This window comes from Desulfovibrio sp. JC010 (assembly GCF_010470675.1).
Lineage (GTDB): Bacteria > Desulfobacterota > Desulfovibrionia > Desulfovibrionales > Desulfovibrionaceae > Maridesulfovibrio.
Map to the genome: position 1 here is coordinate 218745 of NZ_VOIQ01000008.1, position 9783 is coordinate 228527.

At 50.1% G+C, this 9783-nt stretch carries 10 protein-coding genes and 1 tRNA gene; 8 read left to right on the forward strand and 3 right to left on the reverse strand.

Going from position 1 to position 9783, the window contains the following annotated elements:
* The first annotated feature begins 190 nt into the window (after positions 1-190).
* The 8 genes from FMR86_RS11150 (at position 191) to tkt (ending at position 7662) form a co-directional block, all read left to right on the forward strand.
* Complete coding sequence (locus tag FMR86_RS11150; protein ID WP_163351416.1) at positions 191-1159, forward strand: RNA polymerase sigma factor RpoD/SigA; 969 nt, start codon at positions 191-193, stop codon at positions 1157-1159.
* Entirely contained in the window at positions 1152-1940 is a 789-nt protein-coding gene (locus FMR86_RS11155; RefSeq protein WP_163351418.1) for a hypothetical protein, read from the forward strand. The genes FMR86_RS11150 and FMR86_RS11155 overlap by 8 nt, the downstream gene beginning before the upstream one ends.
* The gene (locus FMR86_RS11160) at positions 1937-3688 is read left to right on the forward strand and encodes a tetratricopeptide repeat protein (protein WP_163351420.1); all 1752 of its coding nucleotides are present in this window, start codon (positions 1937-1939) and stop codon (positions 3686-3688) included. Before FMR86_RS11155 ends, FMR86_RS11160 begins: the two co-directional genes overlap by 4 nt.
* A complete protein-coding gene (locus tag FMR86_RS11165) occupies positions 3685-4476 on the forward strand; it encodes a hypothetical protein (protein ID WP_163351422.1) in 792 nt (263 codons plus the stop codon). Before FMR86_RS11160 ends, FMR86_RS11165 begins: the two co-directional genes overlap by 4 nt.
* 30 nt (positions 4477-4506) lie before the next feature.
* Complete coding sequence (locus FMR86_RS11170; protein ID WP_163351424.1) at positions 4507-4830, forward strand: hypothetical protein; 324 nt, start codon at positions 4507-4509, stop codon at positions 4828-4830.
* A gap of 25 nt (positions 4831-4855) precedes the next feature.
* Positions 4856-4940, forward strand: a tRNA-Tyr gene (locus tag FMR86_RS11175).
* Positions 4941-5101: 161 nt separating this feature from the next.
* Entirely contained in the window at positions 5102-5533 is a 432-nt protein-coding gene (gene rpiB / locus FMR86_RS11180) for a ribose 5-phosphate isomerase B (protein ID WP_163351426.1), read from the forward strand.
* 149 nt (positions 5534-5682) lie between these two features.
* On the forward strand, positions 5683-7662 hold the full coding sequence (gene tkt / locus FMR86_RS11185; RefSeq protein ID WP_163351428.1) for a transketolase: 1980 nt from the start codon (positions 5683-5685) through the stop codon (positions 7660-7662).
* Positions 7663-7751: 89 nt separating this feature from the next.
* On the opposite strand, the gene FMR86_RS11190 is transcribed toward tkt, so the two are convergent.
* The 3 genes from FMR86_RS11190 to FMR86_RS11200 form a co-directional block, all read right to left on the reverse strand.
* A complete protein-coding gene (locus FMR86_RS11190; protein ID WP_163351430.1) occupies positions 7752-8936 on the reverse strand; it encodes an ImmA/IrrE family metallo-endopeptidase in 1185 nt (394 codons plus the stop codon).
* Position 8937: 1 nt separating this feature from the next.
* Positions 8938-9231 carry a type II toxin-antitoxin system HigB family toxin gene (locus FMR86_RS11195; protein ID WP_163351432.1) on the reverse strand — a complete coding sequence of 98 codons (294 nt, stop codon included), beginning with the start codon at positions 9229-9231 and terminating at the stop codon, positions 8938-8940.
* An 88-nt stretch (positions 9232-9319) separates the two neighbouring features.
* Positions 9320-9601 carry a hypothetical protein gene (locus FMR86_RS11200; RefSeq protein WP_163351434.1) on the reverse strand — a complete coding sequence of 94 codons (282 nt, stop codon included), beginning with the start codon at positions 9599-9601 and terminating at the stop codon, positions 9320-9322.
* Positions 9602-9783: the final 182 nt, after the last annotated feature.

Below are 9783 nucleotides of genomic sequence, written 5' to 3' on the forward strand. Positions count from 1 at the left end.
CAACCAAAAGTTTGATCAGCATATTAATTTTTTGTTGAATATTGTTCAGAAGGAAGGTGAAATTGCTAATACTTAAAAAGATTGAAAAGGACAAATAAAAACTATACCCTTGTAAGTTACAGATAAGAACTTTTGTTTACAATAAAATATTCAAATAAATTAAGTTGAACAGGGAAATATACACTGCCCAATGTCATCAAAAGAAGAACCGTTAGAGCTTGAACCTGTTGAAAATGAAGAGGTAAAGATTCCTCCCAAGGCTGACTTCCTGCCCACGCCTAGAGCAAAGGGCGAGGTTGCCACCAAGGACCCGCTTCATTTATATCTGCAGGAAATCAGCCGTTTCCCCCTGCTGGAACCAGACGAAGAGTTCCAGCTGGCCAAACAGGTGCAGGAAAACGGGGACCAGCAGGCCGCTTTCAGGCTGGTGTCCTCGCATCTGAGGCTGGTGGTCAAGATTGCCATGGATTTCCAGCGCCGCTGGATGCAGAATGTGCTCGACCTTATTCAGGAAGGCAACGTGGGGTTGATGAAGGCCGTAAATAAATTTGACCCCGACAAGGGTATCAAATTTTCATACTACGCTGCTTTCTGGATCAAGGCATATATCCTGAAATATATCATGGATAACTGGCGCATGGTCAAAATCGGCACCACCCAGACCCAACGCAAACTTTTTTACAACCTAAACAAAGAACGCCAGAGATTACAAGCCCTTGGGTTCGATCCGACAACCTCTGAACTTTCAAAAAATCTGAATGTAAGTGAAGAGGAAATTACGGAAATGGACCAGCGGCTGGCCAAGAACGACCTTTCCCTGAACCTGAAGTTCGGGGAGGATTCCGAAGCCACACGCATGGATTTCCTGCCCGATCTCGGTCCCGGAGTGGAAGAAACCCTTGCCAACAAGGAGATTTCCACATTACTGCTTGACCAGCTCAGGGCAATTGTTCCAAATCTCAATGAAAAGGAACAAGTGATCCTGAATGACCGCCTTTTGTCCGATTCCCCCAGAACACTTAGGGAAATCGGCGAAGAGTTCGGGGTTACAAGGGAAAGAGTCCGCCAGATAGAAGCAAGACTGCTTAAAAAATTGAGGGAACATCTGGCAGAATCAGTAAAAGACTTTTCACAGGACTGGATACCTGAAAATGAATAAGCTGCTTACCGACCTTAAGAAAGAAGCAAAGGCAATGGCTTCGGCCCTGCCTGTTCCGGTTTTTTACCGCGACCTTGAATCACAGATCGAATTCGCAAGGGACATGTTTTTTGATCATCCGCTCATCATCCGGCTGCAGGAAGATGTGCTGCCTTTCCTTTATGATGAATACGCCCACGGCATCTACCACTCCAAAAAGGTGGCTATCGAAGCCGGGGCAATCATTCTCAAGGAAGGGGAAAACATGGACGGTGACCGGGTGCGGGAGCTGGTCCTGCTGGCCCAGTTCTGCGGGTTGCTGCACGACTCCTGCCGTCTGGACGAAAACCACGCCCTGCGCGGCTCGGAAACTTCCAAGGTAATCCTCAACAATTACCCCCTTTCCGAACGCAGCAAGGAGCTCGTTGCCGAAGCAATCGCGAGACACGAAGCTTTCAAGCCGGAAAAACCCATCGAGAACGACCCGGAACTGGAACTGCTCAGCGGTGCGCTCTACGATGCGGACAAATTCCGCTGGGGACCGGACAACTTCTCCACCACCCTCTGGGAAATCTGCGACTACGAAGACTGGACCGTGGATGAAATCATTGAAAAATTCCCCAAGGGACTGGAAATCATCAAGTCCATTGAATCCACCTTCCGGACTGAGACAGGACGGGAATACGGACCGGAAATGATCGCACAGGGCATCAATATCGGCTCCACAATCTACGAAAAGCTGGTGGAATTCTCCAAAGACCCCAAATACCTCCCGCAGGAAGAACCTGAAAGGCTCTTATGATACAGCACACTGGCTCATCACGCTGCCCACTCAGAATCATTGCCGTAAGCGCACTGCTCGCCCTGCTCATGCTGCAGGGCTGTGCAGGTAAAAAAGCTGCGCAACCTGAATTCAAGCTTCCCCTAAGCCCGGAAGCACAGCTGACCTACGATTATCTGGTCTACATGGATTACCGCACAAGGCTGGGACAAGCCCTGAGCGGAATTAAGACCCCCCAGAAAATCAACGAAGTAGCCCGACTGCAGAGGGATGCGCTGACAGTGCTGAACCGCATTATCGCAGCCGAACCGCAGGAAAAACTCTATCTCGACAAATTTGCCCTCTACTGGACCTCCCAGCAGGTTGATGAAGCCCGGGCCACACTGAAAGAAGCCCTAGAAAAATACCCGGACAGCCGGGACCTGAACATCAGCCTTGCCAACACCTATCTGGTGGATAACCGCAACGCCGATGCCGAGGGTGTACTCAAGGAATACCTGCACAAGAAGCCTGACGATCTGCAGGTCACTGCACATCTGGCCCGCATCTACCTTGAACAGAAAAAATTCGCGCAGGCACTGGATATCCTCAAAGTTATCCCCAAGGACAAACGGACCGCCCAGATACACTACCTGCACGCCAAAGCCAGCGCAGGACTGGGACTGACCCGTCAGGCCATCCGCAGCCTTAACAAAGCAGTTGAAGACAAGCCTGATTTCCTCGAAGCATGGGGCGAACTGGCTTACATGTATGAACTGGAAAAAGATTACGACTCCGCAGAGCAAATTTACACCAAAATGCTCGAGTTCCCGGATGTCTCCAACCATATCCGGTTGCGACTCATGGAGCTCTGCCTCAAGCTCAACAACCCGGAACGGGCTCTGAAGCTGGCCATTGAAGGACCGCGCTCCAAAGCCTTCCTGCTGGAAGCGGCGCAGTTGTTCATCAGCGGCAGATTTTACGGACAGGCTTCCATCCTGCTGGACCTTTTTGCCCAGCAGAAGAGCATTCCTGATTCCTACTATTTCTTTAAAGCCTCCATTGCCTATGAAGGGGAAGAGAACCCCGAAAAGGCACTGGGCTACCTGAAAAAAATTTCCCCGCAAAGCGAACATTATGACCGCAGCCTGCAATTCCGGGCCCATCTGCTCATGGATCTTAAGCGTAACAAGGAAGCCCTTGAGGTGATCCGCACCGGACAGGAGAAATTCCCGGAAGCTGTAAATTTCTACCTGCTTGAATCCGGCCTGCATGCAGAAGCCGGAGACATTAAATCCGCTAAAGACGCCCTGCTGCGCGGCAATAAGAACGTTCCCGGCCATCCGAAAATTCTTTTCCAGCTCGGAGTACTGGAAGAACAGGAAGGTAATCTGGACCGGACCCTGCAATATATGGAACAGATCATCTCCAGCTACCCGGACCATGCCGATGCCCTCAATTTCGTGGGCTACATTCTGGCCGAGCGGGGCGAGCAGCTGGACCGGGCCATGGTCCTCATCAGCAGGGCCAACAGACTGGAACCGGACAACGGCTACATCCTCGATTCTCTGGCCTGGGTCAATTACCGTCTGGGAAATTTTGAAGAGGCATGGAAAATTATCAAGCGGGCCGTTTCCCTGAGGGATAAGCAGCCCGAACTCTGGGATCATTACGGTGACATCGCCGCTGCACTGGGCAAAAAGAAATCCGCAGCCAAAGGTTACCGCAAGGCACTGAAGCTTGAACCCCAAAACGCTGAGCAGATCCGCAGGAAACTGGAAGAATTATGATTTTCAGTTTCCACCGCATAGCATTACTGCTGGTGCTGCTTTTAGCTCTGGGCGGCTGCGCCGCCCGTAAAGGCCCAGCTCCGGTCCCTGAAAAATCTTACGCAAAATTCCGCTCCATATACGGAAACTGCAATGCAACCGGGCTCCGGGCCAAGGCCAGCCTTTATTATACTTCAAAAGGTTCCGGCCACCGCACCACCATGACCCTCTGGGGCGACTACGCATCCCCACTGCGCCTTGACGTGCGCGCCGGAATCGGAGCCTATATCGCCCATATCCGCGAGGACGAAGCCGGACTGACCGCATTTTACCCGGACCAGAAGACCGCCTACAGCCACTCTTCTCCCATCCGGGCGGTATATCTGCTGGGCCTGCCCTTTCCTTTCTCCCTGAAAGACCTTGCAGGACTCATCTCCGGCTGTTATCCCAACCTGATACCAAAATCATACGACAGCGTGGTTCCTGATAACGGAAACCTGCGTTTTATCTTTGATAACGGTCCGGTCAGCTCCATTGTGCTGGCCGAGCATTGCGTCCCGGTGGAAATATCGGGACGGGGCGAAATTTCATGGCGCATGGAGTTGTCTTCCTACGAAAAAGACGATTCCGGCAAACTGCTGCCAAATAAAATCGGAGTATACACTGAGGCGGGTGACAAAGCCCTGCTGCGTATAAAATCCCGAAACTTCACAGCAAAACCGTGGCAACCGGAAGCGCTTGAACTCAAGCTGCCTGAGGGTTCCGAGGAGATCAGCCTCGAACGCATCAGGTACGTAAAATTTGAATAAAATATTTTAGCTTTTCATACGGAGGGAAGTATGAGCGGGCAGGATTTTAATTCTAATGAAAAAAGTAGTGGACTTCTTGAAAACTTTAAACTAGGTCTCGATGTCTGGCTGGCGGAGATGAAAGGAATCGTTTCCAGACTGCTTGGAAATTTCGAAGTCTGCCAGCTTGAAAAGCGTCTTGAGAAAGAATACGCGCTTCTGGGAAAACTCACTACAGGTGATGTTGACGGAAACGCGGAACTGTGTAAAAAGCAGATCGAATTTTTCAAAGATGAAATCAGCAGGCTCCGCAAAGAGCAGGCTGCCAAGCGCGACGTAAAATATCGCGACAATGAACGAAAAATGGATATCTAACCGGTAACGGTTTCATATATAGAGTGGTGGGGTTCCCGAGTGGCCAAAGGGAACAGACTGTAAATCTGTCGGCAACGCCTTCGGAGGTTCGAATCCTCCCCCCACCACCACTTTGAATCCCCGGATGATTCCATAAAAACCAAAAGTACAGGGTGTTACAAACACAGTTGAGCACGGCCTGATTAACATAGTTCTGCGGGAAGGTTCTCGACAGAACTGTTTTTTTGTTGTGCCCATGACGTTTTAATCATCCTGAGCGGGAGATCTGGATATGGCCGGTAAAGTTGTAATCGGTTCGGACCACGGGGGCTTCGTCCTCAAGACATTTGCCATCAAACTGCTCAGCGACATGGGCTATGATGTAATTGATGCCGGACCTGAAGAAGCTGTCAGCTGCGACTATCCTGTTTACGCCGAAAAAGTAGCCGAAACGGTTACCGGGGAAGATATTCCCGGCATCCTCATCTGCGGAACCGGACTGGGTATGTCCATGGCTGCTAACAAAATCAAGGGCATCCGTGCCGCCATGTGTACCAACGAGTACATGGCCAAGATGGCCCGTGCGCACAACAACGCGAATATCCTCTGCCTCGGAGAAAGGGTCATCGGCCCCGGTCTGGCGGAAGAAATAATCCGCGCCTTCATGACATCCGAATTTGAAGGTGACCGGCACCTGCGCAGAATCAATCTTTTCGATAAATAGTTGAAATCCCGTCAGCATAATTGCAGGCGGGATTCTTTAATTTATAACATCAGTCGGTATTGCTCAGGGAAGTGGGCAGGGAAGTGGGGCGGTTATCCGTCAAACATGAATACCGCACAAAATATCATTCTTTAATAGGGGAACTCAAAATGAGTAACAACCAGTTGGACCAGAAAGCGGTCAACGTTGTCAAAGGCTTGATCATGGACTCCATCCGCAAGGCTAATTCCGGCCATCCCGGCGGTTCCATGTCTTCCGCGGACTTTGCCTACGTCCTGTACAAGGACTTCCTTAAATTCGATCCCAGCAATCCCGAGTGGGCAGACCGCGACCGTTTCGTAATGGCCGCAGGTCACGAATCCCCGCTGCTCTACTCCATCCTGCACCTCTGCGGCCTGTTGACCATCGAAGACCTCAAGCAGTTCCGCCAGCTGGACTCCATCACCCCCGGCCACCCCGAACACGACATGACCCCCGGCGTTGAAGCCACTTCCGGCCCGCTGGGTCAGGGTTTCTGTGTCGGTGTGGGTATGGCAACCGCTGAGGCTTTCCTCAACGCCAACACCAACGACGATGTTGTAGACCACTACACCTACGTTCTCTCCTCCGACGGCGACTTTCAGGAGCCTGTAGCACTGGGCGCAGCAACTCTCGCCGGACTCTGGGGACTGGGCAAACTGGTAGTTTACTACGATTCCAACGACATTCAGCTCGCAGGTCCCACCAGCAAGTGCGACTGCACCGACTTCAAAAAAGTTTTCGAAGCCATGTGCTGGCACGTTGTGGAAATCGATGGCCACGACCACGATGCCATCCGCGCAGCAGTAAAAGCAGGTCAGGCTGAAACTTCCAAGCCGACCCTGATCGTCGGTAAGACCGTAATGGCGAAAGGTGCCGCTACCTGCGAAGGCAGCCACTCCACCCACGGTTCCCCGCTCTCCCACGAAGAAATCGAAGCCACCAAAAAATGCTTCGGTCTTCCTGAAAAAGAAACTTTCTACGTCCCCGAAGATGTTGTTGAACATTTTCAGGCCCGTTTCCCCGATCTCAAGGCACTGGCCGCCCAGTGGAAAGAAAAATCCAACGCAGCCCTTGCCGCCGACGAAAAAATCGCCGCTTTCTGGGCCGATGCCAACAAAGACCGCAAGGACATCAAACTGGAACTGCCTGAGTTCGAAGCAGGTCAGTCCATTGCCACCCGTAAGGCCTGGGGCGCATGCCTCGACGCCATCACCGATGCTCTGCCCACTCTCGTGGGCGGTTCCGCAGACCTTGATCCCTCGAACCAGACTGCGAACTTCCGCAAAAAGGTCGGCGACTTCGCCATTGACGGCAAGACCGCGCGCAACCTCGCTTTCGGTGTCCGTGAATTCCCCATGTCCGTTATCCTCAACGGTATGGCCCTGCACGGCGGCGTTATCCCCTTCGGTGCAACCTTCCTGACCTTCTCCGACTACTGCCGTAACGGCATGCGCATGTCTGCGCTGCAGCATCTCCCGGTCATCTACATCTACACCCACGATTCTTTTTACGTAGGTGAAGACGGCCCCACCCACCAGCCCATCGAGCACGTAGCATCCCTGCGTCTCATCCCGAACATGCTGGTGCTGAGACCCGCAGATGCCCGCGAAACCGCAGCCTGCCTCGAAATCGCCATGGCACAGGACAAACGTCCTTCCTCCCTCATGCTCACCCGTCAGGGACTGCCCGTCCTCGGCAAAGATGAGTACCCGCAGGTGGAAGAAGGCGTTAAGCGCGGCGGTTACATTGTAAAAGATTGCGAAGGCACCCCGGACATGATCGCCATTGCCGCAGGCTCCGAAGTATCCATGGCTATCGAAGCCGCTTCCATGATCGAAGGCAAAAAGATCCGCGTGGTCTCCATGCCTTCCGTGGAAATCTTCGAAGAGCAGGATCAGGCATACAAAGATTCCGTACTTGACCCCAATGTCCGCACCCGCGTGGCAGCAGAAGCAGGCCGCCCCGAAGGCTGGTACAAATACGTCGGCATTGACGGCGCAGTACTCGGCATCGACCACTTCGGCGCATCCGCACCCGCAGCACAGCTGGCAGAGAAATACGGCTTCACCGCCGCCAACCTCGCCGAGCTGATGAAGAAACAGTTCTAAGCTGGTTCGAGATACATAAAATCAAAAAATCCCCCCGGAACGGTTGTTCCGGGGGGATTTTTTGTTTGCTCTAAAATTTATAAGAATTTTTATTCCCAAAAAATCTTGCGAACTTGTTTGTTACCCACAAGCTGATGAAGAATGCGGTAATTATTTCTTTCCTTACGAATTCTCCCGGCTACAATAGCCTCATGTATTTCAAGTTTACGGGCAAGGGCAATTGCTCCAGCCTTACTCCCACACCGCTTAGCATCGCTTGTTGACCATTCAACCTCAGGTATCAAAACTCTGGATGCGATCATATCAGCCTCAGCTTCTATAGTAGAAAGAGAAGTTGAGGAACTGTCTTTGAAATCAATAATACAAGGTTGATTAACATCTAAATGTTTAACAATATGGGCAAGCTCATGCAGCAAAGTAAACCAAAAATAATCAATTCTATCCTGTCGCAAAGTCATACCCACAACTGGTGTGCCATCATCAAGCAGCATGGCAACACCATCAAGATACGTTCCCTTAATTGCTGGTTCAACAATAAGAATAATCCCATAACGTTCTAAGTATTCTTTCGCTAAAACAGGACCGTCAGCATAACAGCTCAGGTGTGCAAGACGAGACATATTCTCTTCAGTAAAAGACCCCGGAAGATATTTCACATCAAGATCTTTTTTACGTGCCTGATTCCTAACAATTAACTCCCAAGCAAAAGTTGCATACCAGTCCCCGTCTTTTCCATTCCACGAACTCTGACGACGGCAGGAATGTACCAACGGAGGGGAGCCAGCTGCTGCAATGAATTCGCGCATATTCTCTTCAGCTTTTTCCGCTAGCTGCTTCAAGGAAAAATAGCCCCGTTTAGCCAATTCTCTTAAAGGAAAGAGCGCCCAATCCAAAGAAGAGTAGCTTTTAGGAAACTCAGCACGGGGTTCTTGAAGTAAAACTTCAGGAGAAATTCCTAAACCTTTATTAAGTTTTCTCATCATATCCAAGGTTAAGGATCTCTTTTCATTTAATACTTCTGAAACTTTACTTTTGCTTCCTAAGTATTGAATAAGGTCTTTTTGCTTAAAGCCCAACTGCTCCATGCGAAACTTAATCGCAGCAACAGGAGTCGGAAAATCGATTGGAAACTGTTCTTCTTCATACTTTTCAACAAGGTGTGCAAGAAGCTCAAGCTGATCCAAAACTTCAGGAGAATCACCAGCTACCATGAGCCTTTCGATCTGCTCAAGGGCCTCCCTGTGATCTTGTTCTGTCTTAATTAACTTCATCATATTACACCTTCTCTGCATCCACTTTGTCATACTCAGCGTGAGTGCCTACAAAACGGATAAAAACAATTTTACTTGCGAAATGAACAGCCGTTATTATCCTATACTTGTTACCTTTTATGTTGAAGACATAGCGATCTTTACCGAGGGGAGAAACATCTGGATACCTTGCCTTAATGTCAGTCCAGCTATCCCAAGATGCAACGTTGACTTCATGAAACCAGCAGTCAAGCGACTCCTTTGCATCAGAATGCTTCTTTCCATAATCACGTAAAGTAGCTCGACTAATTATTCGCATAGGTTCCCTGAACTCTCCTAAGCATAGAATAAACAGTTCCCAAAAACTGTCAACACAAAAGGTTCCCAAAATATGAACTAAAGTACCCCTACCCCACGATAGCATCCGCCACAGCAACACAAACAGCAAGTGCCGCATGATCACTCTGCCCGGCAAACTCTTTACCATCTTTGGTCAAAACAGCACGCCAATCGGTTTCAGTCATGCTGCCGCGGCTTAAATCTTCCAGCTGGAACTTCCAGCCTTCTTCTTCCATTTTCTCCGTGATCTTAAGAGCCTCATGGATATCTTCCATGGCCCGTTCAGGCATGCTGTCGCCGAGATTTTCCTTGAGCAATGCTTCCAGACTTTCGTATGTATATTCAGCCATTTTATTTCCTCCAAATTGTTCGGTTAATTCTTATATGCCTAGTACGTCTTGATTGACGTTGTTTAACCAATTAAACAGTTGTAATTTTGCATGGCAGACCGATTTTGCCTTGGTTTTTTAAGACCGTGCCGGAGCTTGGGTCGTCATGCTTTGTTCTTCTAACCCGAACCGTTGCTTGGGAT

Coding starts and splice junctions, on each gene's coding strand:
- FMR86_RS11150 (WP_163351416.1), top strand. CDS start 191: ATGTCATCAAAAGAAGAACCGTTAGAGCTTGAACCTGTTGAAAATGAA.
- FMR86_RS11155 (WP_163351418.1), top strand. CDS start 1,152: ATGAATAAGCTGCTTACCGACCTTAAGAAAGAAGCAAAGGCAATGGCT.
- FMR86_RS11160 (WP_163351420.1), top strand. CDS start 1,937: ATGATACAGCACACTGGCTCATCACGCTGCCCACTCAGAATCATTGCC.
- FMR86_RS11165 (WP_163351422.1), top strand. CDS start 3,685: ATGATTTTCAGTTTCCACCGCATAGCATTACTGCTGGTGCTGCTTTTA.
- FMR86_RS11170 (WP_163351424.1), top strand. CDS start 4,507: ATGAGCGGGCAGGATTTTAATTCTAATGAAAAAAGTAGTGGACTTCTT.
- rpiB (WP_163351426.1), top strand. CDS start 5,102: ATGGCCGGTAAAGTTGTAATCGGTTCGGACCACGGGGGCTTCGTCCTC.
- tkt (WP_163351428.1), top strand. CDS start 5,683: ATGAGTAACAACCAGTTGGACCAGAAAGCGGTCAACGTTGTCAAAGGC.
- FMR86_RS11190 (WP_163351430.1), bottom strand. CDS start 8,936: ATGATGAAGTTAATTAAGACAGAACAAGATCACAGGGAGGCCCTTGAG.
- FMR86_RS11195 (WP_163351432.1), bottom strand. CDS start 9,231: ATGCGAATAATTAGTCGAGCTACTTTACGTGATTATGGAAAGAAGCAT.
- FMR86_RS11200 (WP_163351434.1), bottom strand. CDS start 9,601: ATGGCTGAATATACATACGAAAGTCTGGAAGCATTGCTCAAGGAAAAT.